General features: G+C 67.1%; 20 protein-coding genes. 7 read left to right on the top strand and 13 right to left on the bottom strand.

Annotation, left to right across the window (positions count from 1 at the left end):
• Nucleotides 1-261 precede the first annotated feature (261 nt).
• From VGD28_RS04335 to VGD28_RS04320, 4 genes are all read right to left on the bottom strand, one after another.
• Nucleotides 262-2,127 carry a copper resistance system multicopper oxidase gene (locus tag VGD28_RS04335; protein ID WP_331027100.1) on the bottom strand — a complete coding sequence of 622 codons (1,866 nt, stop codon included), beginning with the start codon at nucleotides 2,125-2,127 and terminating at the stop codon, nucleotides 262-264.
• A 155-nt stretch (nucleotides 2,128-2,282) separates the two neighbouring features.
• Complete coding sequence (locus VGD28_RS04330) at nucleotides 2,283-2,846, bottom strand: RNA polymerase sigma factor (protein ID WP_331027099.1); 564 nt, start codon at nucleotides 2,844-2,846, stop codon at nucleotides 2,283-2,285.
• The gene (locus VGD28_RS04325; RefSeq protein WP_317227299.1) at nucleotides 2,843-3,283 is read right to left on the bottom strand and encodes a Spy/CpxP family protein refolding chaperone; all 441 of its coding nucleotides are present in this window, start codon (nucleotides 3,281-3,283) and stop codon (nucleotides 2,843-2,845) included. Before VGD28_RS04325 ends, VGD28_RS04330 begins: the two co-directional genes overlap by 4 nt.
• Entirely contained in the window at nucleotides 3,280-3,558 is a 279-nt protein-coding gene (locus VGD28_RS04320) for a hypothetical protein (protein ID WP_331027098.1), read from the bottom strand. Before VGD28_RS04320 ends, VGD28_RS04325 begins: the two co-directional genes overlap by 4 nt.
• Before the next feature lie 165 nt (nucleotides 3,559-3,723).
• On the opposite strand from VGD28_RS04320, the gene copC reads away from it, so the two are divergent.
• The 4 genes from copC (at nucleotide 3,724) to cueR (ending at nucleotide 8,079) form a co-directional block, all read left to right on the top strand.
• Nucleotides 3,724-4,101, top strand: a complete 378-nt coding sequence (gene copC, locus VGD28_RS04315) for a copper homeostasis periplasmic binding protein CopC (protein WP_331027097.1) — start codon at nucleotides 3,724-3,726, stop codon at nucleotides 4,099-4,101.
• A gap of 1 nt (nucleotide 4,102) precedes the next feature.
• The gene (copD, locus tag VGD28_RS04310; RefSeq protein WP_331027096.1) at nucleotides 4,103-5,011 is read left to right on the top strand and encodes a copper homeostasis membrane protein CopD; all 909 of its coding nucleotides are present in this window, start codon (nucleotides 4,103-4,105) and stop codon (nucleotides 5,009-5,011) included.
• Between the two features lie 72 nt (nucleotides 5,012-5,083).
• Nucleotides 5,084-7,696: a heavy metal translocating P-type ATPase gene (locus VGD28_RS04305; RefSeq protein WP_331027095.1), complete on the top strand. Its 2,613-nt coding sequence runs from the start codon at nucleotides 5,084-5,086 to the stop codon at nucleotides 7,694-7,696.
• A complete protein-coding gene (gene cueR / locus VGD28_RS04300) occupies nucleotides 7,693-8,079 on the top strand; it encodes a Cu(I)-responsive transcriptional regulator (protein WP_136943358.1) in 387 nt (128 codons plus the stop codon). The genes VGD28_RS04305 and cueR overlap by 4 nt, the downstream gene beginning before the upstream one ends.
• Before the next feature lie 40 nt (nucleotides 8,080-8,119).
• Here the strand turns inward: cueR and VGD28_RS04295 are convergent, their stop codons facing one another.
• The 4 genes from VGD28_RS04295 to VGD28_RS04280 form a co-directional block, all read right to left on the bottom strand.
• Nucleotides 8,120-9,331 carry a site-specific integrase gene (locus tag VGD28_RS04295; RefSeq protein WP_331027094.1) on the bottom strand — a complete coding sequence of 404 codons (1,212 nt, stop codon included), beginning with the start codon at nucleotides 9,329-9,331 and terminating at the stop codon, nucleotides 8,120-8,122.
• 129 nt (nucleotides 9,332-9,460) lie between these two features.
• Nucleotides 9,461-10,141 carry a tRNA (guanine(46)-N(7))-methyltransferase TrmB gene (trmB, locus tag VGD28_RS04290; RefSeq protein ID WP_331027093.1) on the bottom strand — a complete coding sequence of 227 codons (681 nt, stop codon included), beginning with the start codon at nucleotides 10,139-10,141 and terminating at the stop codon, nucleotides 9,461-9,463.
• A gap of 46 nt (nucleotides 10,142-10,187) precedes the next feature.
• Complete coding sequence (locus VGD28_RS04285) at nucleotides 10,188-11,216, bottom strand: hypothetical protein (protein ID WP_331027092.1); 1,029 nt, start codon at nucleotides 11,214-11,216, stop codon at nucleotides 10,188-10,190.
• A gap of 67 nt (nucleotides 11,217-11,283) precedes the next feature.
• Complete coding sequence (locus VGD28_RS04280; RefSeq protein ID WP_331027091.1) at nucleotides 11,284-12,669, bottom strand: RNB domain-containing ribonuclease; 1,386 nt, start codon at nucleotides 12,667-12,669, stop codon at nucleotides 11,284-11,286.
• Between the two features lie 84 nt (nucleotides 12,670-12,753).
• Here VGD28_RS04280 and VGD28_RS04275 point away from each other — a divergent pair, with 84 nt between their 5' ends.
• The gene (locus VGD28_RS04275; RefSeq protein WP_414714463.1) at nucleotides 12,754-14,355 is read left to right on the top strand and encodes an amidase; all 1,602 of its coding nucleotides are present in this window, start codon (nucleotides 12,754-12,756) and stop codon (nucleotides 14,353-14,355) included.
• Between the two features lie 34 nt (nucleotides 14,356-14,389).
• Here VGD28_RS04275 and VGD28_RS04270 read toward each other — a convergent pair whose 3' ends face one another.
• From VGD28_RS04270 to lnt, 3 genes are all read right to left on the bottom strand, one after another.
• Nucleotides 14,390-15,886 carry a tetratricopeptide repeat protein gene (locus VGD28_RS04270; RefSeq protein WP_331027090.1) on the bottom strand — a complete coding sequence of 499 codons (1,497 nt, stop codon included), beginning with the start codon at nucleotides 15,884-15,886 and terminating at the stop codon, nucleotides 14,390-14,392.
• A gap of 297 nt (nucleotides 15,887-16,183) precedes the next feature.
• Nucleotides 16,184-17,395: a methionine adenosyltransferase gene (metK, locus tag VGD28_RS04265; protein ID WP_331027089.1), complete on the bottom strand. Its 1,212-nt coding sequence runs from the start codon at nucleotides 17,393-17,395 to the stop codon at nucleotides 16,184-16,186.
• An 81-nt stretch (nucleotides 17,396-17,476) separates the two neighbouring features.
• Nucleotides 17,477-19,036: an apolipoprotein N-acyltransferase gene (lnt, locus tag VGD28_RS04260; protein WP_331027088.1), complete on the bottom strand. Its 1,560-nt coding sequence runs from the start codon at nucleotides 19,034-19,036 to the stop codon at nucleotides 17,477-17,479.
• A 79-nt stretch (nucleotides 19,037-19,115) separates the two neighbouring features.
• Between lnt and VGD28_RS04255 the strand changes: the two genes are divergently transcribed.
• Both VGD28_RS04255 and VGD28_RS04250 read left to right on the top strand, forming a co-directional pair.
• Entirely contained in the window at nucleotides 19,116-19,418 is a 303-nt protein-coding gene (locus tag VGD28_RS04255) for a polyhydroxyalkanoic acid system family protein (RefSeq protein WP_331027087.1), read from the top strand.
• Between the two features lie 20 nt (nucleotides 19,419-19,438).
• Nucleotides 19,439-19,867: a hypothetical protein gene (locus VGD28_RS04250; protein ID WP_331027086.1), complete on the top strand. Its 429-nt coding sequence runs from the start codon at nucleotides 19,439-19,441 to the stop codon at nucleotides 19,865-19,867.
• On the opposite strand, the gene VGD28_RS04245 is transcribed toward VGD28_RS04250, so the two are convergent.
• Together VGD28_RS04245 and VGD28_RS04240 are read right to left on the bottom strand one after the other, a co-directional pair.
• A complete protein-coding gene (locus tag VGD28_RS04245) occupies nucleotides 19,839-21,230 on the bottom strand; it encodes a sorbosone dehydrogenase family protein (protein ID WP_331027085.1) in 1,392 nt (463 codons plus the stop codon). The two genes, VGD28_RS04250 and VGD28_RS04245, sit on opposite strands and share 29 nt — an antisense overlap.
• Nucleotides 21,227-22,144, bottom strand: coding sequence for a hemolysin family protein (locus VGD28_RS04240; protein ID WP_331027084.1), 918 nt, complete (start codon nucleotides 22,142-22,144; stop codon nucleotides 21,227-21,229). The genes VGD28_RS04245 and VGD28_RS04240 overlap by 4 nt, the downstream gene beginning before the upstream one ends.
• Between the last annotated feature and the right edge of the window lie 5 nt (nucleotides 22,145-22,149).

The following is a 22,149-nucleotide window of genomic DNA, read 5'->3' as shown; positions in this document are numbered from 1 at the left end:
ACGACGGGTCGACGGGTGCGGCTACCGGTGCCGCAGCCGCGCTTGGCACCGGGACCGAACGCGTCGGGGTCTTCGCCGCAGGCTTCGGCTTCGGCTTCGGCTTGGCCGCAGGCTTAAGCTTTGCCGCCTTCGGCTTCGGCGCTGCCTTGGGCGTCGCCGCCTTCGGCTTGGCGGCCGCGGGCATCGTGCAGTGGCCCATCGCCGCGTGCTCCGGTGTGCACTGGCTGGCGGAAGCGAGGAGGATGGCGCCGAGGAAGAGGCTCATTTCGTGTCTCCCTCGCGCGGCCGGACCGACACGACCTGCATCATTCCGGCGTGCATGTGGTAGAGCATGTGGCAGTGAAACGCCCAGTCACCGACCGCGTCGGTGGTGACGTCGAACGTCGCGGTCCCCCCGGGTTGCACCTGGATCGTGTGCTTGCGCGGCGCGAACTCGCCATGGCCCGTGACGAGCTCGAAAAAATGTCCGTGCAGGTGGATCGGGTGACCCATCATGGTGTCGTTGACCAGGGTGATGCGCACCCGCTCGTCCTTGAGGAACGGGATGGGCTTGTTCACTTCGCTCAGCTTCTCGCCATCGAACGCCCACATGTAGCGTTCCATGTTGCCGGTGAGATGGATGCGCATCGCGCGATCCGGTGCACGCACGTCGGGATTGCGGTCGACCGCCATGAGATCGGTGTAGACCAGCACCTTGTGGCTGACGTCATCAAGGCCTTGGCCGGGTTCGCCCATCCGGTCGACGGGCATCGGCGAGATCGTCTGCACGGTGGGCGTCTTCTTGACTTCGGGTGCCACCGAGAAGTCCCGCATCGAATGGTTCATGCCGCCCGACCCGTGGTCCATGCCCGCCTGCTGCACGCCGGCTGCGCCATCGCTGGCAGCCGGCGTGCAGTGACCCATGGCGGCGTGTTCTGGTGGACAGGCGGCCGGTGCCGACGCGGCCGGCTTGGCATGGCCCATGGCGGCGTGGTCCGTGCCCGCCATCGACCCGCCGGAACCGTGATCCATGCCGCCCATGCCCATGTCCTTCATGTCGGCGAGCGGACGACGGCGAAGCGGCGGGACGGCGGCCGCCATCCCCTCGCGCGGCGCGAGGGTCGCGCGCGCCATACCCGACCTGTCGACGCTCTCGCCTACGATCGTGTAGGCGCGCTCGTCTGACGGCTGGACGATCACGTCGTATGTCTCGGCGACCGCGATCTGCATCTCGTCGACGGCGACCGGCCGAACCGGCAGGCCATCCGCCTGGACGACGGTCATCTTGAGGCCGGGGATGCGGAAATTGAACGTCGTCATGGCCGAGGCATTGATGATCCGCAGGCGCAGGCGCTCGCCCGGGCGGAACAGGCCGGTCCAGTTGTCACGCGGGCCATGGCCGTTGACGAGGTAGGTGTAGGTGCTGCCGGTCACATCGGAGACGTCGGTGGGGTCCATCCGCATGGCGCCCCATTCCAGCCGTTGCTTGGCGGACTGGTCCTTACCGGCGAGCAGGCCGGCCAGCGTCTGCTTCTGGTAGTTGAAGTAGCCGCCCTGCTGCTTGAGCTTCTTGAAGATGATGTGGGGGTGCATCTGACTGTGGTCGGACAGCACGATCACATGCTCGCGGTCGGATTGGATCGGATCGACGCCCTTCGGGTCGATGACGATCGGGCCATAGTGTCCGAGCTGCTCCTGCAACCCCGAATGGCTGTGATACCAATAGGTGCCGGACTGCACGATCGGGAACTCATAGGTGAACGTGGTGCGCGGCTTGATGCCGGGGAAGCTGATGCCGGGCACGCCGTCCATGTGGAACGGCAAGATCAGACCGTGCCAGTGGATCGAACTGTCCTCGTCGAGGGCGTTCTCGACATGTAGGCGAACATTCTGGCCCTCACGCAGGCGGATTAGCGGTGCGGGGACGGTACCGTTGATGCCGATGGCGTGGCTCTCCCGCCCATCGATGGTCATCATCTGATGCGCGATCCGCAGGGTGATGTCCTCACCCGACACGCTCGGCAGCGGCTTCACGATGCCGGCCGATGTCTGCTGCGCCCAGGCGGGCATCCACGCGGTGATCGCGAGGCCGCCGCCGGTGAGCGCTGCGCCGCGCAGAAGCCTGCGACGGTCGATGGGAGCGGTCATGTGTATTCGTCTTCCGGATTGGAGGAGCTTGTCCCCGGTTATACGCCGCGACGCGGGGTACCCCTCGCCGCACGAGAACAGATGGGGTTTGACACGGTGTCAGGGTCAAGCCCTGGGCGGATGTATTTCGAACGAGCCGCAGCCGCGCCGTTCGTTCAGCCAAGAAGTTCGGCAAGTCGGATGCGGGCACGGCGGATGCGCGTCTCAACCGCCTTCTCGCTGATCGAGAGAATGCCTGCCGCTTCGGCCTGACTGAGGCCGTCGATCGAGCAGAGAACCAGCGGCTCGCGCTGCGATGCGGGTAGTGCGGCAATTGCCCGGCTGAGGCGGGTCAGTTCGGCCCGGTCGGCCACCTCGGTATCCTGCAGTGGGCGATCGTCGGCATGAATGTCGGCGATGTCCTCGACGGGCGTGTGCAGCCCGAACAGCCGCCTCACGGCGCGTCGGCGTCCCCAGTCGCGGCACTTGTTGATCGCGATGCGGGCCAGCCAAGCGGCCATGGGCCGGTCGCGGTCGAAGCGCTCGAGCGCCGCGTGCGCCGAGATGAAGGTCTCCTGCACGAGGTCGAGCGCCTCATCTGCATCGGCCACGCTGGCGCGGATCAGCCGGTAGAGCCGCTGGCGATGTCGGCGCATGATTTCGGCGAACGCGTCGTCGTCCCCCGCGACCGATCGGCCGGCAAGGTCGCCGTCGCTAAGCAGACTTAGGTCCGGCTTCACCGCGCGTCGGCGGTAAGCGACTTCGTCACCGCGCGGTCGAAGGCGGCCCGCTGCTCGGGCCGAAGGATCTGCCGCATCGCGAAGACGTGGGCGAGCGTCTCCTTCTGCAACTCGCCCATCGCGCGGTGCGAGGCGTCCACCGCCGCGGCGACTCGCGGTCCATTCCCGTGCTCCGCCTCGATCGCCTCGGCGAGGCGGGCATTGTCCGCGCGAAGTTCCGCTTCGAGCGCTCGCCGCCGCCCGGCGAACTGCTGCTCGAGCTGTTCCAGACGCGCTTCCTGTCCGTTGTCCAGGTTCAGCTCGTGATGGAGCAGGGCGTGCAGTTCGGATTGCTGCGGCGCATGCGACGGGATGAGGACGCGCCCGACGAACACCCCGGCGATGGCTGCCAGGAAGGCGATGAAGGCGACCAGCGCGGTCCAGCGCGCGCGCGTCACCGGTCGGCCAGCAGGAGCGTGGAAGGCGCTAACGGATTGGCGATGCCGAACGGGTCCAGCGGAGCGGCGGCCGCCGGGGTCGACAGCGGCCCGGCGGATGCCGTCCCCAGCGCAATCGCGCCCACCGCCGCCAGCGCGGTCGCGCCGAGGCCCGTGCCGACGCTGGTGCGATTGGCACGGATGCCGTTAAACACGGAGGCGTCGATGGTCGCGAGGCCGGGATGTTCGTCAATGTCCGCCAAGCGCGCGAGCGCCTGATCCAGGTCGGTGTTCATGCTGGTACTCCATCTGCCCTTGTTCATTACGCACGATGTTCCTCCGCCCCTCGCACCGGCGCAAGACGTGGGGAACGGATGCGGGTTCGATGGGTTGGCGAGGGTTGCCCGGCAGCGATGCGTATCTCCGGAACAGCCGCATGGTGCGGCCGATGGAGAATCCGAATGCACATGGGGAAGTTCCTGATCGCCGCGGCAGCCACCGCGCTCGTCGCGTCGCCGGCGTTGGCTCACCCGAAGCTCGTCTCAGCCACGCCCGGCCCGAACGCCACCGTGTCTTCGCCTGCCAAGGTGCAGCTGAACTTCTCCGAAAGGCTGCTGCCGAAGTTTTCCGGGGCCGAGGTGACGATGACCGGCATGCCAGGCATGGCGTCGCATCCGCCGATGAAGGTGACCGCCACGGTCAAGATTGCCGCTGACGGCAAGACGTTGGTCGTCGCCTTCGCCAAGCCCTTGGCCAAAGGCACCTATCGGCTCGACTGGCATGTGGTCTCGTCGGACACGCACCGCGTGAAGGGCGGCTACGCCTTCAAGGTGGCCTGACATGGACTGGGCCGGCATCGGCATCCGGTTCGCGCTCTATCTGGACCTGATGCTGGCGACTGGCCTTGCTGTCTTCGCGATCGCCAATTCACGCGCAGCTGCGGGGCTGACGGTCCGCACATTGGTGGTCGTGTTGGGCCTGCTCGGATTGCTGTTGTCGGTGTGCGGCCTTCTCCTCCTCGCCGCCGGCATGCTCGGACTGTCTGTGGCCGAAGTCGATGTCGAGACGCTGCAGATGGTGCTCTCCGGCACCTCTGTCGGGGCGGCATGGACCATGCGGATGGCTGCACTGGTCGTCGCGACAGGGGCTGCGTTCCTGATCGGACGCGCGTCCGGTGCACTGCCGGTATGCGCATCAGCCCTGGTGATTGCGGTGGCGACGCTCGCCTGGAGCGGGCACGGCGCGATGAACGAGGGGACCGCCGGCTGGCTGCACCTCGTTGCGGACATCGCGCACTTGCTGGCGGCGGCAATGTGGACCGGCGCGCTATTCGCGCTCGTGCTGCTCGTCGCCCGTCCTGTCCAGCGTGTGGACGCCGCCCATCTCGAGCTCACCCAGGGTGCCCTGCATGGGTTCGCGACCATGGGGACGATCATCGTCGCGGTGATCGTGGTGACCGGGCTGGCGAACATCTTGCTTGTGGTAGGGCCCGCCGCTTTTCCGCCGCTTCCGTTCACGCTTTATGGTCAGTTGCTCCTGGCCAAGCTGGCGCTGTTCGTCGTCATGCTCGCGCTCGCTGCCGCCAACCGCTTCCGGCTGACGCCTACGCTGTCGGTCGCGATGGCCGACGGCGACCACCGGCGCGCCATGGCTGCGCTGCGCCGCAGCCTTGCGGTCGAGACCGGGTGCGCGGTCGCGATCCTCGCGCTGGTCGCCTGGCTCGGCACGCTTGAGCCGACCGGCGGCTGACTCGCGCCGCAAATCGCCTCTTGACCCTGACATGGTGTCAGACCCCAGATGATGGTCCGTTGGAGGAATGCGATGACGAATCAGCACGAACACGGCGGGAATCACGGCTGCTGCGAAGGCGGCGCTACCCGAGAAGCCACGGGCGCCCTTGTAACCGATCCGGTCTGCGGCATGCGTGTCGATCCGACGAGCACGCCGCACCACGCGCATCACTTCGGTGAGGAGCATCATTTCTGCAGCGCTGGCTGTCGGACCAAGTTCCTGAACGATCCCGATCGCTACCTCGCTCCTGCCGCGGACACGTCCGGGTCGGGCGGATGCTGCGGCAGCCGTTCGAAGGATTCAGGCACTTCAGCCGGCGCCCATGAACATAATCACCATCACCATGCCGGCGGCGCGGGCACGGTGATCGACCCGGTCTGCGGCATGACGGTCGATCCAGTGACGACGGCGCACCACGCGGAGCATGGCGGTCAGGAATACCACTTCTGCTCGGCCAGCTGCCGCACGAAGTTCGTCGCCGATCCCGGCATCTACACCGGGGAGAAGGCTCGACCCGAGCCCAAGGCCTCGCCCGGCGCGATCTGGACCTGTCCGATGCATCCAGAGATTCGGCAGGAAGGCCCGGGTACCTGCCCGATCTGCGGCATGGCGCTCGAGCCGGAGGAGCCGAGCCTCGACGATGGGCCCAATCCCGAACTGTTGGACTTCACTCGTCGCACCTGGGTCGCGGGCGCGCTGACTGTCCCGTTGCTCGCGATATCGATGGTCGCCGAGATGATCGGCGTGCACTTCGTGCCGCCCGCCTGGAACCCATGGGTGCAACTGGCCCTGACCGCGCCCATCGTTCTCTGGGCAGGGTGGCCCTTCTTTGAACGCGGTTGGATGTCGCTGCGGACGCGCCACCTCAACATGTTCACGCTGGTGTCGATCGGTGTCGGCGCAGCCTTTCTCTACAGCCTGGTCGCGACGGTCGCGCCTGGCCTGTTTCCGCCGACGTTCCGCATGCACGGCACGGTCCCGGTCTACTATGAGGCGGCGGGCGTCGTCGTCACGCTCGTGCTGCTCGGCCAGGTTCTGGAGCTCCGCGCCCGCGCCGCGACCGGGCAGGCGATCCGCGCGCTGATGAATCTCGCGCCCAAGACTGCGCGACGCATCCTCGCCGATGGACGCGAAGAGGAGGTTGATCTCGCCGATGTCCGCGCAGGCGACAACCTGCGGGTTCGTCCCGGCGAGGCGATCCCAGTCGACGGGGACGTCGCGGAGGGCCGTTCGTCGGTGGACGAGTCGATGCTCACCGGCGAACCCGCTCCCATTCTGAAGGAGACAGGGGCCGCGCTCACCGGCGGCACCGTGAATGGCACGGGCAGCCTGGTGATGACCGCGCGTGCGGTCGGATCGGACACGGTGCTCGCACGCATCGTCAAGATGGTGGCAGAGGCACAGCGGAGCCGGGCGCCGATCCAGGCGGTGGCGGACAGGATCTCGGGCTGGTTCGTGCCCCTGGTTGTCGCCGTCGCGTTGGCGACGTTCGTGGTCTGGAACCTGGTCGGCCCGGAGCCACGTTTCGGCCACGCGCTTCTCAACGCTATAGCCGTCCTGATCATCGCATGTCCCTGTGCGCTGGGGCTCGCGACGCCAATGTCGATCATGGTCGGCACCGGGCGCGGTGCGCATGCGGGCATTCTCATCAAGAACGCCGAGGCGCTTCAGGGGCTGGAGAAGGTCGATACGCTCGTGATCGATAAGACAGGCACTCTGACAGAAGGTAAGCCGAAGCTAGTCGGCATCGAAACGGCCGGGAGCTTTGCCGAAAATGAGCTGCTAGCGCTTGTTGCCGCAGTGGAATCCCGTTCGGAGCACCCGCTTGCGCATGCGATCGTAGCAGCGGCGGAAGAGCGCGGCCTTGCGCTCGTCTCTCCTGAAGGTTTCGACTCCATTACGGGCGCTGGCGTGTCCGCGATGGTAGCCGGGAGGAGGGTGGCAGTCGGCAATGCGTCGATGATGCAGAACGCCGGTGCTGATTCCGGTCCATTGGAGACACTGGCGAAGCGGCATCGCACGGTGGGCGCAGGTGTCATGCTCGTGGCGATCGACGGCCATCCGGCCGGCATGCTGGTGGTGGCCGATCCTGTGAAGCCTTCAGCCGCCGAGGCCATTGCGGAGCTGAAGCGTGATGGTTTGCGGATCGTGATGCTCACGGGCGACGGGCAGGGCACTGCCGAGGCGGTGGCGCGCCAGATCGGCGGCATCGATGAGGTGCGGGCTGACCTGAAGCCGGAGGACAAGGCGCGCATCGTCGCTGAGCTCAAGGCGAAGGGTGCGCGCGTGGCGATGGCGGGCGACGGCATCAACGATGCACCTGCCCTCGCCGCCGCGGACGTGGGCATCGCCATGGGCACCGGGACAGATGTGGCGATCGAGAGTGCGGGCATGACGCTCACCAAGGGGGACCTCGCCGCGATGGTTCGTGCGCGCCGGCTCGCCAGAGCGACCATGCGGAACATCCGCCAGAACCTGCTCTTCTCCTTCCTGTTCAACGGTATTGGCGTGCCGATCGCAGCGGGTGTGCTCTATCCCGTCGCCGGCATCCTGCTGTCGCCGATGCTGGCCGGAGCAGCTATGGCTCTCTCCTCGTTCGCCGTGGTGACGAACGCGCTGAGGTTGAACGCGGTGCGCCTATGAATATCGGCCAGGCTTCGGACGCGAGCGGGGTCTCCCAGCGGATGATCCGGCACTATGAGAAGATCGGCGTGATCCCGGCGCCGCCGCGTCGGGACAGCGGCTATCGCGACTATTCAGACGCGGATGTTTCCCGCCTGCGCTTTGTGGCTCATGCCCGCGACCTGGGGTTTCCGATCGAAGAGATTCGTGCGCTGCTCGGGCTATGGGCGGACAAAGGTCGCTCGAGTGCGGACGTAAAGGCATTGGCGACCGCACGGGCCGAGGAGCTTGGCCGCAAGGCTCAGGCGCTGGAGGAGATGCGGGCAACGCTGCTGGACCTAGCGAAGCGATGCCACGGAGACGAGCGGCCCGAATGTCCGATCATCGAGCGGCTGGCCACCTGATCCTTGATGTCGAGGAACACCCGGTGAGCGCGGCTCTTTGTCACCGGGTCTCCAGGCCGCCCAATATATTTACAATGTGGTCGTTCCAGGCATCCAGGGCCGCTCGCTTCTCCGGCTTCCAGTCGTGCCTCTGGTAGATCGCGGCCACCCCGGAACGTGAGGCGCCAACATGATTGAGGACGGCCTCCGTGACCTCGAAGCGGACGCCCAGCCGTTGAAAGCCGGTTGCCAGCGTCCTGCGCAGGTCGTGCAGGCGCCACGGCGCCACTGGATCGCCGCCGTCCGCGGCGATCAGTTTGTCGAGCCTGGTCTTGCCCTTGTGGTAAGCGGTGAATGCGGCTCCCGCCGATGTGGGGAAGACCCGGCCGCGCCTTGGCCAGGTCTCGCCTCGCGCGACTTGATCAAGCTCATTGACCGCCAGATCGTTGAGCGGGACCGTGGTTGGCTCGCCATTCTTGGTGCGACTGCCGGAGAGACGCATCTCGCGCTGGTCGCGGTTCAGCTCTTCCCAATGCAATCCGGCAATTTCCTCCCGCCGCTGCCCGGTGGCGATCAGAAGCCGGACGATAGGACCGAAGCAGCGATGCGTCTTAGGCGCCTGCGTCCACACACGGCCGAGTTCCTGATCGCTCAGCCACCGCTCGCGCGGCTTGACAGGCGGCGGGGTCTCCATCCCCTCCATGGGGCCAGACGCGATGTCGCCGCGGCTCATCGCCCATTTGAACAGCCGCCGCATGACCGCAAACACGTTCCGCCGGTTCCCGACCTGCTCTTCAGGCATACGATCGAGCACGGCCACGATGTCCACCCGCGTGATCGTCGGAAGGGGCTTGTCGCGCAGCACGGGTTTGACGTGGAGCGCCAGCGAGCGTTTCACGAGCAGCTTCCAGCCCTTTCCCTTGCAAGAGCTGGCGAAGCGATCCGCATAATTGGAGAAGGCGAGATCGACGGCTTCCCGGCGGCGCTGCTTGTCGGACTCCACAGGGTCGACGCCCTGCGCCACTAATATCAGCATCCGCACAGCTTCGTCGCGGGCCATCGCTGGTGTCCACGGTGAGCCGTGGCCCCCGATCGTGTAGCGCCGGCTTTTCGCCTCCCGGCCGCCCAACCGGTACTGGACGACGTAAGACGCGGACCCATGGGCCGTCGTCTTGACCCCGAACCCCTTCAGATCCTCGTCCCAAAGGAAGCCCGCGACGCTGTTCGCCAAGAGCGCATCGATGGTCCGCTTGGTGATCCTGCCGGTTGCCATTGCGATACCTTATGTACCACGAAAATAAGCACCGGGTAAGCACCAGAACGGAAACCGCCGGATACTATCGGCGGCGATCGGCGGATTAAGCTACTGATTTTACCAGAACAAAAATTCTAAGTGTATTAGTTAAATACGACGGAAAATGAAGTACCACACCTCGTGCCCCTGCCGCCGCGCCTTGCGCTCGTAGCGGGTCTCGGGCCAGTCGCCGGGCCGGGTGAGGAAGTCCTTCGCTTCCCTGGCCTGCCACTCGAAGTCGCGGCGCTGGTTCATCACCATCATCGCCCAGCGGCAATAGGTCGGGTCGTCGGTCCCCAGCCGGAACTCGCATCCCGGCTTGAGCTTGGCCGCGATCAGGTCGAGCGGGCCGTGATTGACCATGCGCCGCTTGGCGTGGCGGGCCTTCCGCCACGGATCGGGATGCAGCAGATAGACGCGGTCGAGGCTCGCGTCGGGCAGCCGCTCGACCACGTCGAGCGCGTCGCCCATGTACAGCCGCACATTGCCGAGATCGCCGTCGCGGATATGCCCCAGCGCGCCGACCACGCCGTTGAGGAACGGCTCGCAGCCGATGAATCCATGGTCCGGGCGCATCGCCGCCTGCCCGGCCAGATGCTCGCCCGCGCCAAAGCCGATCTCGAGCTCGAGCGGGCGGTCGTCGCCGAACAGCAATGTCGAATCGAGCGCCCCCGTCTCCGGTACGGCGACCTGGGGCAGCATCTCCTCGACCAGCGACGCCTGGCCAACGCGCAGCTTGTGGCCCTTCGCCCGGCCATAGAGGCGGCGGATCTTCGCGGGATCGTTCATGGCGTGCGGCCCTAGCCGCGGACGTGGCGAATGGGAACCGTCGCGGCTATTTCATCTGAGACGGGTCGATCTTGATCTCGCGCTTGCCCCAGGTGGCGATGCGCGAAACCGCTTTGGTCTTGAGGATCTCGCTGAGCTGGGCGGGCGGCGGCAGCCGGTCGCGCGCGGCATAGTTGACCGTCTCGCCCGCCAGCACGATGCTCACCGCCCAGCTCGGCTTGCGGTTGCCGGCGACCAGCCCGCTCATGCCCGGACGCACCCAGACGGCGTGGCCCGAATCGGAAAGTGCGGCGAGATAGCTGTTGTCCGTGCCGGCCGGCCGATAGATCGGAACCGGGCTCTTCACGGTTCTGTCCCGGCACCACGCGACAGGCTTGCGGTCCGCCGTCCCGGTCAGAGACGCAAGCAACGCATCCCCCAGCATCGATGCGCCTTCCTGCGGCGCGGGCTTCGATGCGCCGTCGATCCTGAGCGGCGTGGCGCAATCCTCGATCCGCGCTGCGGCCGGCACATCCGCTGCGGTTGCCGGCCAGCCAAGGCCGGCGATCATCGCATCGAGCCGCCGGACCAGCGACGCGGCCTCGTGCGTGGTCGAGGAATAGCGGAACTTCACCAGCCAGTCGCCGACCGGAACGAGCGCGAGCGCGGTGCTGCGCACCGCGCTGTCCGATACGGTCCACGCCGCGCGCATCCCGCTCGCCACGCTCCGGCCCGGCAGTGCGAAGGCGACCGGCAGGTCGATATCGGTCATCCGCTGGAATGCGGGGCGGTCGCTGATCGGCCGCACCGCCTGCTCGAACCACACCGCCGGGACACCGCTGGTCACGCGATAGATATAGACCGACAGCTCCTCGCGCTCCGCATCCTTATAGGTGAACAGCACGTCGAGCTGCGGAGCGACATATTCGCGCGCACCGGTGCGCTGCAGATCGGCCAGCCGTTCGGGCAGGGTGATCCCGCTGTTCGCATGGGTGAAGGGCCTGGTCGTATCGGTCGCCAGTGGCGCGGGCCCGGTCTGCGCGAGCGCGGGTGCGGCACTCGCAAGCAGCATTGCGGCGATCAGTCGAGCGGCCATTTCAGTCTCTCCCGGGTCCGGCCGAGGGTGATCGTGCGCGCGGGCGAGCGCAAGCGGCTTTTGCGCCTCAGCTCAGCCGCTCGAAGGCGATCTGCCGCGCGCGTGGATCGGCGCGGGTCAGCCGCACGTCGAGCGCGTCGCCGGGCGTCAGCCCCGACGCATCGACTCGTGCGGTCACCGGGAGGTCGCGCAGCTGGATCGACGCGCCGCGCTCGCCGATGTCGGTGACGATCGCGCCCAGCGTCGCGCCCTCGCTGCCCGCCAGCATCACCGCTTCCGCCATGTCGATCACCGCGCGATCGATCTGCCCGGCCCGTGCATCGGCGCGCGCCATCACCTTGGGCAGCTTGGCGAAGGCGTCGGTGACATGCTCGGGCACCGGCTTGCCGTGCGCCACCGCCAGCGCCGCCTGCACCACATAGCGGTCTGCCAGCCGCCGCAGCGGCGCGGTGGCATGGGCATAGGGCGCGGCGACCGCGGCGTGCCAGGGTGTCTCGCCCGAGCGGAACGGCTGATAGCCCGCGCCGTTGCCCGCGCGCCGGATCGCCAGCATCAGCGCGGCGTCACGCGGATTGGCCGGATCCAGCGTCCGCTCGAACTGGGTCAGCGTCGCGCGTTCGGGCCATTCGATGCCGAACGCGCGCGCGGTGTGCCGCAGCCGCCGCACCGCATGCTCGCTCGGCTCGGCCATCACCCGGAACAGCCCGGTGCCGTGCGCGATCAGCGCGTCCGCCACCGCCATGTTGCAGGCGAGCGAGAGCGCGGCGTTGCGGTCCTCGGACGGATGGCGGGTGCGGAAGGCGAGGGTCAGCCTGCCGTCCGGTCCTTCGCTCACCTCCTGCTCGGGCGGGTCGACGCGCGCGGCGCCGCGCGCGGCCTCGGCCGCGATGATCCGCGCCGACAGTTCGGCAAGGCCGGCCGGCAGGTCCTCGTCACGCACGCTGGCATAGGCGAGCTTGGCGCGGCTGCGGATCACCGCGCGCGTCGCCGCGTCGAGCCGGACCGCACCGTCCGGGGCCACGCGCACGCTGAACACCACCGCCGGTCGCGGCCCGTCGGGCAGCAGGCTCGCCGCGCCTTCGGCCAGAACCGGAGGATAGAGCGCGGCCTTGCCGTCGGGCAGGTACAATGTCTCGCCGCGCGCCCATGCCTCGGCATTGATCGGCCCGCCTTCGTCCACGAACCAGGCGACGTCGGCGATGGCATAATGGAGGATCAGGTCGCTTCCCGCCGCCTCGATGCAGAATGCCTGGTCGAGGTCGGTGGCGCTGGCCGGATCGAGCGTCACGAAGGCCTCGCCGGTCCAGTCCTGATGCGCGGTCGGCGCCCGTCCGGCGACGGTCCGGGCCGCCGCCAGCACCGCGGGCGGGAATTCGCGGGGCACCTGAAACTCGGTCCGGATCGCGGCAAGCTCGCGGGCAAGCGCATGAGCGGGATCGCGGATCGTCTTCATGCGGGGAAGCTAGCGACACCTTGCCCCGTTGCACAGTGCGAACGCGGCGATATCGTGCCGCCGGACAAAGATCGAGGGAACGGCATGCGATACGGACTGGCAGCGATTGCGATGACGCTTGCGGTGCCCGCGATGGCGCAGCAGGGCGACATTGCCCTTGCCGAACTTCCGCCATTGTCGATCAAGGTCGGCGAGAAGAGCATCGACGAACTTCAGGCGATGCTCGCGCGGGGCGAGCTCAGCAGCGAGCGCCTGACCGAGGCCTATCTCGAACGGATCCGCAGGCTCGACCGCGCCGGCCCGAAGCTGCGCAGCGTGATCGCGCTCAACCCGCAGGCGATCGAGCAGGCGCGCAGGGCCGATCGCGACCGGCGGCTGCGCATCGCGCGCGGACCGCTGTTCGGCATCCCGGTGCTGGTGAAGGACAATATCGACACCGCCGAGAATGCGACGACCGCGGGCAGCCTCGCGCTTCGGGACAATTTCACGAAGCGTGACGCGCCGCTCGTCGCCCGGCTGCGCGCGGCGGGCGCGATCATCCTCGGCAAGACCAACCTGTCCGAATGGGCGAACATCCGCGACACCAATTCGATGAGCGGCTGGAGCGCGGTTGGCGGGCTCGTCCGCAATCCCTATGCGCTCGACCGCAGCGCGTGCGGATCGTCGAGCGGGACCGGCGCGGCGATCGCCGCCAGCCTCGCCGCGGCGGGCGTGGGGACCGAGACCGACGGATCGATCACCTGCCCGTCGTCGATGAACGGGCTGGTCGGCCTCAAGCCCACGCTCGGCGCGATCAGCCGCACCCAGGTCGTGCCGATCAGCGCCAGCCAGGACACCGCCGGGCCGATGGCGCGCAGCGTCAGGGACGCGGCGGCGCTGTTCGCCGGCATGATCGGCAGCGACCCCGCGGACACTGCGACGGCGGAGGCGGACACGCGCCGTGCCGCGCTGACACCCGACTGGGCGAAGGCGAGCCTCAAGGGCGTGCGCCTCGGCGTGGTCCGTCCGCAGATGCGCGCGCGCCTGGCAGCGCAATTTGACGCGCAGCTCGCCGTGCTGCGCGCGGCCGGCGCGGAGCTGGTCGAGGTCAAGCTGACCGCGCCCGAGGGGCTGAGCAAGGCCGAGTTCCGGCTGTTCCAGCTCGAGCTCAAGAGCGGTCTCGCCGCCTATCTCGCTACCACGCCCGCCACGGTGAAGGTGCGCACGATCGGCGACGTGATCGCCTTCAACAAGGCGTCGCCGGCGGAGCTCGCCTATTTCGGGCAGGACATCTTTGAAACGACCGACAAGACCGCCGGAACCGGCGATCCGGCCTATGCCCAGCTGCGCGACGACAACCGGCGGCGCGCGGCCGAGGCGATCGATACGGTGCTCGCGAGCGCGCGGGTCGCGGCGATCGTGTCGCCCAGCACCGGCCCGGCCTGGCTGTCCGATCCGGTGCATGGCGATCAGTCCAGCGGCCCCAGCGCCAGCCAGCTGCCCGCGGTGTCGGGCTATCCACATCTGACGGTCCCGATGGGGCTGGTAGGCGGCCTTCCGGTCGGCCTGTCCTTCATCGGCCCGAAATGGAGCGACGGGCGGCTGCTCGAGCTGGGCTACGCCTATGAGCGGGCGTCGCGGGCACGGGTGAAGCCCGAATTTCGCGCGACGGTCGATGCGGGTGCGGGAATCGAGGGGGTGCGTTGAGGCGGGGCGCTTGTCCGCGGGATGCTAACCCTCCCTACTCCGAGCTACACCCCATTTCCAGAAGCAGCGCCACGAACCGAGAATCTTCGCGGACAGGGTCGAAATCTTTGTCGCCTGCCACCTTCCCGCAATCGAATCCGCTGCGATGAGAGCTCCATCGGCGTAAATTTGCAATTGCAGGGTCGATATCGGCCTGCCGCGCATATGCCGATGCCAGCATGTACAAAGCCTTCTCGACCTGTTTCTGGATTACGGTTTGCGTGCTTTCCCCGAAACGATTTATCGCATCCTCAAATGCCGCAATACTGGCACTGGTGCTCCCCATCGCACGGAGCCGTAGGCCTTTGTTGACCATCGCCAGAGCGGACTGTTCGAGTAGATCCGGCTCAGTATTGTGCTCGAAGCGATTGATTATCTGATCATTCGCCGCCACTGCCTCCGCGTTCTTTCCCAGCAGGCCGAGCCGCACACTCCGGTTGACCATTGCCTTGGCGACCGGCACCAACAGGGCGAGGTCCTCCTCGCCTTCAAAGCGACGAACAAGTTCGTCATACACCGAGATTGCTTCGGCGGATTTGCCAAGTACGCCTAACCGATAGCCCTTGCTCAGCATCGCATTGGCGACTTGACGGCGTAGTGCCGGATCATCGCGATTATCGAACCGTTCGATCATCGCGTCATACAGCGCAATTGCTTCCTCGGACTTCCCCAGATGACCGAGGGCAATGCCCTTGTTGTACATGGCGCTGGCAAGTCTCCGTTCGTCGTCTTGGGGTTCCACGGCTTCCGAATATGTTGCGATCAGCTTGTCGAGCTCGGCTATGGCGTCGTCATAGTTGCCGAATTCGTCCAGCGCATAGGCAAGGTTGAAGCGAGCCTTGCGCACTGCGGCGAGATCGTGCCCGTAGAGATAGAGCAGAGCCTGCGCATGCTCGCGCATGGCGGGCCAATCTCCCGCAAGCCGGCTTGTATCGATCAGCGCCTTGAGGTCTTCGATCGACCGCTCGCTAGCTGGTTTCTGCGATGCCTCGATCGTTCGTCGCTCATCGGGTGGTTGCGGTGGTTCTCCCGACTTCATTCCGTCAAGGATACTGCGCGCTTCGGATCCTGTTTCCTTTATGACCTCAAGATGCTTGGTCGCTTCTGTTCCATGCGTCTTGATGGCTTCCAGATGCTGTGTCGCTTCGCTTACAATTCGCTCGATATTCGATTTTTCCTCGGCGATTTCCTTCCGCGCAGCTTCCCGTGCGCCTGCTGCGGTATTCAGCGCGAAGAAGACGATCACGACGGTAATCAGAATGCCGAACGCTGCGATCAGGATTTCCAGTCGGCTATGGCTCGCATCTTCGAGTTGGGAGCGCGCTTCGCGAATGGCTTCCTTGTTCGCCAATTCGGCCTCGCGGCGGTCAGCAAGGGCCTCGCGTTGATCGACGGCAGTTCTGCGTGCTTCCAGTTCGGCAGCGACATTGACTGCGCTACCCGTGGCGTTGCTGTTTGCAGACGCGGACGATGCTGCGGTCACTGCCAGCATTAGCAGGCTTAGGAACAGGCAAGCACGGCGCATCGATATCTCCCCCAGGCACAATCTGTCGCGTCTTGCGGGCGGGATCAACGGCGGACTCGATCCGCTTGAAATGTAGGATTTCGCCTGCTTGGCTCGCCGCTGCTCTTTGACAGAGGAAGTCTGAAATCGGCCATGGCCTCGCGCACGCGCGGCAGTGTGACTTTTGGGGCTTTTCGCGTGCCGTTCGCGGATGCCCGGCAACGAAAAAGGCGGCGATCCTGTCGGGACCGCCGCCTTCCTTGTCCGTTTACCGGAGGATAGGGATTAGGCCAGCGCGGCCTTGAGATCCTCGACCAGGTCAGTCTTTTCCCACGGGAAGAAGTCGCCCTCGGCCTTGCGGCCGAAATGGCCGTACGCCGCGGTCTTCTGGTAGATCGGCTTGTTGAGGCCGAGATGCGTGCGGATGCCGCGCGGGGTCAGGCCGCCGAGCTTCTCGATCTTGCCGATCGCCTGCTCGATCTTGTCGTCGCCGACGGTGCCGGTGCCGTGCGTGTCGACATAAAGCGACAGCGGCTTGCTGACGCCGATCGCATAGGCGAGCTGGATCGTGCAGCGCTGGGCGAGGCCGGCTGCGACGATGTTCTTGGCGAGGTAGCGGGTGATGTACGCCGCCGAGCGGTCGACCTTGGTCGGATCCTTGCCGCTGAACGCGCCGCCGCCATGCGGGCTGGCGCCGCCATAGGTGTCGACGATGATCTTGCGGCCGGTGAGGCCGGCGTCGCCGTCCGGCCCGCCGATCTCGAAGCTGCCGGTCGGGTTGATGTGATATTCGGTCGCGTCGCTCAGCAGCTCGGCCGGAATCACGCTCGCCACCACCGACTTCACATAGGCGTGCAGCTCGGCTTCCTTCTCGCCCTGGTCATAGCCCGGGGCGTGCTGGGTCGAGACGACGATCGCGGTCGCCGCGACCGGCTTGCTGCCCTCGTAGCGCAGCGTGACCTGGCTCTTGGCGTCGGGCTCCAGGAACGGCGCCTTGCCCGAATGGCGGTCGGCGGCCATCTGCGCGAGGATCTTGTGGCTGTAGTCGAGCGTCGCCGGCATCAGATCGGGCGTGTCGTCGGCGGCATAGCCGAACATGATGCCCTGGTCGCCCGCGCCCTCGTCCTTGTTGCCGCTGGCGTCCACGCCCTGCGCGATGTGCGCCGACTGCGGGTGCAGGTTGTTCTCGAAGCGCAGCGTCTCCCAGTGGAAGCCCGACTGCTCATAGCCGATCCGCTTCACCGTCTCGCGCACGGTCCGCTCGACCTCCTCGGGAACGCCCGGAGCCCAATTGCCGGCCTCGTCCATGATGCCCTTGCCACGGATCTCGCCGGCCAGCACGACAAGCTGGGTGGTGGTCAGCGTCTCGCAGGCGATGCGCGCCTCGGGGTCCTTGGACAGGAACAGGTCGACGATCGCGTCGGAGATCTGGTCGGCGACCTTGTCGGGGTGACCCTCGGAAACCGATTCGGACGTGAAGAGATAGCTGGAACGCATGATTTTCCTCGTGATGCTCAGGCCGTTGCCATGCCCGATTTGAAAAGCAGATGATATAAAGCTTTTGTTATATGTGGCCCACTAGCGGGCGAAGCGCGGGATGGCAATCGCACAGAGCAGCAGCAGCCCTGCGACGAGCCACGCGGTCCAGTTGCCGAGCCGGGCGAACAGGGTAGGAGGCAGCGCGGCGGGCATCGGCGCCTCGATCGCCTTGGCCTCACCCATTCCGGCGGATGCGACGATCCGGCCATGCGCGTCGATGATCGCGGAGATGCCGGTGGGGGTCGACCGCAGGATCGGCAGCCCCTCCTCGATCGCGCGCATCCGCGCCTGCGCCAGATGCTGCGGCGGGCCCCAGGCTCCGAACCACGCGTCGTTGGAGGGGTTGAACAGGATCGCCGGACGGTTGTTCGGGTCGACCGTCTGCCCCGAGAAGATGATCTCGTAGCAGATCTGCATGCCGACCTTGCCGAAGCCCGGAACGTCCAGCGTCTGCGGCCCCGGCCCCGGCGCATAATCGACATCGCCCATCACCAGCCGCGACAGGCCGAGCGGCTGGAGGATCGAGCGCATCGGCAGATACTCGCCATAGGGCACCAGATGCGCCTTGTCGTAGCGGCCGCGGATGGTGCCGGCCGCGTCGATCGCGAACACCGAGTTGCTCGCCGCATCGAGTTGCTTGTCGCTGCCGAACAGCAGCCCGGTGCCGCCGATCAGCGCGACATCCTTCGGCCCCAGCGTCATCGCGATCCGCTCGCGCACCGCGCGCGGATCGTTGCGGCTGTACCATTCGGGCGGATAGCCGTCCTCGATCCAGTAATCGACAGTGCCTTCGGGCCATGCGATCAGGCGCGGGACCGGACCGCCGGGCAGGATCGTCGCGGTATCGTTGGAGAGGCGCGTCAGCTCGCGCATCGCCTTTTCGGCATAGGTGCCGGCGACTACCGTTTCCTGCCCGATATTGGGCTGAAGGACCCGGACGAGCGGCGCTCCGGCCGGCGGCGGGGTGATGGCGGGGTGGAGCAATATGGCGGCGGCGCTTGCGATCACCACTGCGGCGACCAGTGGCCGGTAGCTGCGCAACGTCGCAAGATAGAGCGTTCCGGCGGCCACGACGGTGAGGCCCGACAGGGCGTAGGTGCCGGTCCAGTTGGCGATCTGCGCCACGCCGGGCAGGGGCAGCCAGATCACCCCCAGCGGATTCCACGGATAGCCGGTGAAAAGCACTCCGCGCAGATATTCGGTGACGATCCAAGCCGCGCCGGCGACCAGCACGAAGGGAAGGCCGGGCTTGCGCAGCGTCCCAAGGCGTCCGAACCGCCACGCCAGCCCCAGTGCGATCGCCGGATAGACCGCGAGGTAGAGCGCGAGCAGCACCACCGCGAAATAGCCCAGCACCGGCGGCATCTTGTCCTGATAGGTGAAGGCGTGCTGGATCCAGTTGTTGCCGACGGTGAAATGGCCAAGGCCGAACAGCCAGCCGCGCAGCAGCGCCTGCCCTAGCGTCGGCGCCTCGAGCGTCAGCCGCAACAGCGCGGCGATACAGAGAAGGCCAACCACCCACCAATCGAGCGGGGCGAAAGCTGTGGCGGAGGCGGCGCCCGCAACGAGCGCGATCAGGCGGGGACGAGGCAAAGGCATCGCGCCACGCTATCGGGCCAGACCGTGACAGATACAAGCATGCGGCGTATTAGTGCGCCATTACAGTTGAGGAACCCGCATGGCCGAACCCGTCATCGTCGACATCCCGCACAAGCTTGGCCGTGAGGGCGCGCGCGCGCGGCTGGCTGGAGGGGTGGGCAAGATCGCCAACATGTTCCCGGGCGGCGGCACCGTGCAGGAAAGCTGGCAGGGCGATACGCTCCACTTCACCGTGACCGCGATGGGACAGAGCGTCGCGAGCCGGCTTGAGGTGTTCGACGACCGCGTCCATGCCGAGGTCGACTTGCCGCCGATGCTGGCGCTGTTCGCGGGCAAGATCCGCGAGAAGCTGCAGAAGGAAGCGCCCAAGCTGCTCGAGTGACGGCGACGAGGAGACGCCCGATGACCCGATTGCTGACCGCATTGCCGCTCGTGCTCATCGCCGCCTGCTCGGACGATCCGCCCAAGGCGCCCGCCGGGACCGAGGTGACGTCCAATGGTGCGATCTCCGCGCCGGCCCCGACGGTGACGGCCAGCAACCTGCCCTCGGCCAGCGGCCCGGGAACCGCCTTCGGGCTGACCACGAAGCAGATCGAGGACGCCGATCTGGTCGATACCGGCGGCCACGATCTGGGCGACATCCACCGCGTCGAGACCGATGCCTCAGGCAATATCGAGGCGGTGATCGTCGAGATCGGCGATACCGATCCCGACCGCTTCGTCCGCCTGCCGCTCACCCGCCTGACCGCCATTGCCGATGGCGACGACTGGAACCTGCGCGCCGCGACCAGCCGCGCCGAGCTTATCGCCCTGCCGCAGGTGGAGCGCTAGGCGCGGTTACGGGCCTGGGCGCAGCGCCCGGCGCGCTCACCCGCCAGATCACGTTGCCGACATCGTCTGCGACCAGCAGCGCGCCGGTCTTGTCCGCGGTCACGCCCACCGGCCGGCCCATCGCCTTGCCGTCGGCATCAAGGAAGCCGGTGAGGACATCGACCGGCCTGGCGCCCGGCGCGGGCAGCCCGCGCGCGGCGAAGGGGACGAACACCACCTTGTACCCGCTTGCCGGCACCCGGTTCCACGAGCCGTGCAGGCTGACGAACGCGCCGCTGACGTATTGCGGGCCGAGCTGAAGGTCCTGCGCGAAGGTGAGGCCTAGCGGCGCGGTGTGGGCGCCCAGCGCGTAATCGGGCCGCGCGGTATATTCGCGCAGGTCCGGGCGGCCGGGGCTCACGCGCTTGTCCTCATAGCCACCCCAATAATGCCAGGGCCAGCCATAGAAGCTGCCGAAATCGACCTGGGTCAGATAGTCGGGCGGCATGTCCGAGCCCATCATGTCGCGCTCGTTGACGACGGCCCAGAGCCGCTTGGTATCGGGGTGGAACGCCATCCCGACCGGGTTGCGCAGGCCCGAGGCGAAGATGGTCGCGCGCTTCGTCCGCGGATCGACCGCGAGGATGGCCGCGCGGTTCTTCTCGACCTCGATTCCCTCGTCGGCGATGTTCGTCTTCGATCCGACGCCGACATAGATGGTGTTGCCGTCCTCGCTGGCGAGGACGCTGCGCGTCCAGTGGCCGCCGCCGGGCAGGTCGACCACCTTCTCGCCCTTCGACGTGATCTTGGTCTCGCCGACCTTGAAGGGGAAGCGGATCAGCGCGTTGTGGTTGCCGACGTAGAGCGTCTCCCCCACCAGCGCCATGCCGAAGGGCGATTCGAGGCCATTGCCCGCGTCGAGCAGGGTCGAACGCGCCTCCGCCACGCCGTCGCCATCGGCGTCGCGCAACAGGGTGATGCGGTTGGCCGAGGGGACGCCGGCGCCGGCCCGGCCCATCAGCCATTTCATCACCTTGTTGGTGATGCCGTCATCCGGGCGCGGCGGCGAATTGCTCTCGGCCACCAGCACGTCGCCATTGGGCAGCCGGTAGAGCCAGCGCGGGTGATCGAGGCCGGTGGCGAAAGCGCTGACCGCAAGCCCGGCGGCGGCGCTGGGCCTGGCGCCCTGCGGCCAGCCGACCGCATCGGCGATCTTGACCGTCGGGATGGTCTGGTTGCGCGGATTGCTGAGCTGGGGACGTTGCCCGGTCACGGCATTGGCGTCGAACCGCGCCACATCGGGGCGGCTGAACCACCAATAAAGTGCGCCGCAGCCGACCACCACGATGCCGAGGAAGAGCAGGATCTTGCGCAAGCGGGTCATTCTTCGGGCTCCTCGCGTTGCTGGGGCGGGTGGAGGCGGACGCGGCGGACACGGGTCGCATCGGCCTCCAGCACCTCCAGCGTCCAGCCGCTGGGGTGGGGCAGGCATTCGCCGGCCTCGGGCACATGCCCGGCCAGCACGAAGGCGAGGCCGCCCAGCGTCTCGATATCCTCCTCGACCTCGCCCAGCCGCGGATCGATCGCCGCGGCGACGTCCTCGAGCTCGGCGCGGGCGTCGGCGTCCCAGCCGCCATCGTCCAACGGCACGAACAGCGCCTCGGGCGCGTCGTCATGCTCGTCGTCGATCTCGCCGACAATCTCCTCGACCAGATCCTCGATCGTGATCAAGCCCTCGGTGCCCGAATATTCGTCGAGCACGATGGCGAGGTGCGTTCTGCTGGCCTGCATCTGCGCGAGCAGGTCGAGCGTGCCCATCGATTGCGGCACATAGAGCGGCTGGCGCATCAGGCCGGTGATCTTGGCCGGCGGGCCGGCGCCGGCGGCGAGGTTCGCGAACACGTCCTTGATGTGGATCATGCCGATCACGCGATCGAGCTTCTCGCGATAGACCGGCAGGCGGCTGTGGCCCGCCTCGGCGAAGAGCTGGACCAGCTCGGCGAAGCTGGTCTTCTCCTCGACCGCGATGATATCCGCGCGAGGGACGCCAACGTCTCCAGCGTCGCGCTCGCCGAAATGGAGGAGGTTGCGCAGCATCTTGCGCTCGAGCGGGGAGAGGTCGCCCTTCTTGGCGGGCTTGCCCTCGCCGTCTTCCTCGACCTCGTCGATCGCATCCTCGATGCGCTCGCGCAGCGTCTCTTCATTCTCTTCGCCGAACAGCAGGGTGCGCAGGCCGCGCCATATTCCGCCCTCGCTGCTACTGTCTCCGTTCCCGTTGCTACTGGAACCGTCCGCCATTTCCC

The sequence above is a fragment of the Sphingomonas sp. genome (genome assembly GCF_036402235.1).
GTDB lineage: Bacteria > Pseudomonadota > Alphaproteobacteria > Sphingomonadales > Sphingomonadaceae > Sphingomonas.
The sequence above is the reverse complement of the archived record's forward strand: the minus strand, read 5'-3'. Positions and strand labels throughout refer to the sequence as shown.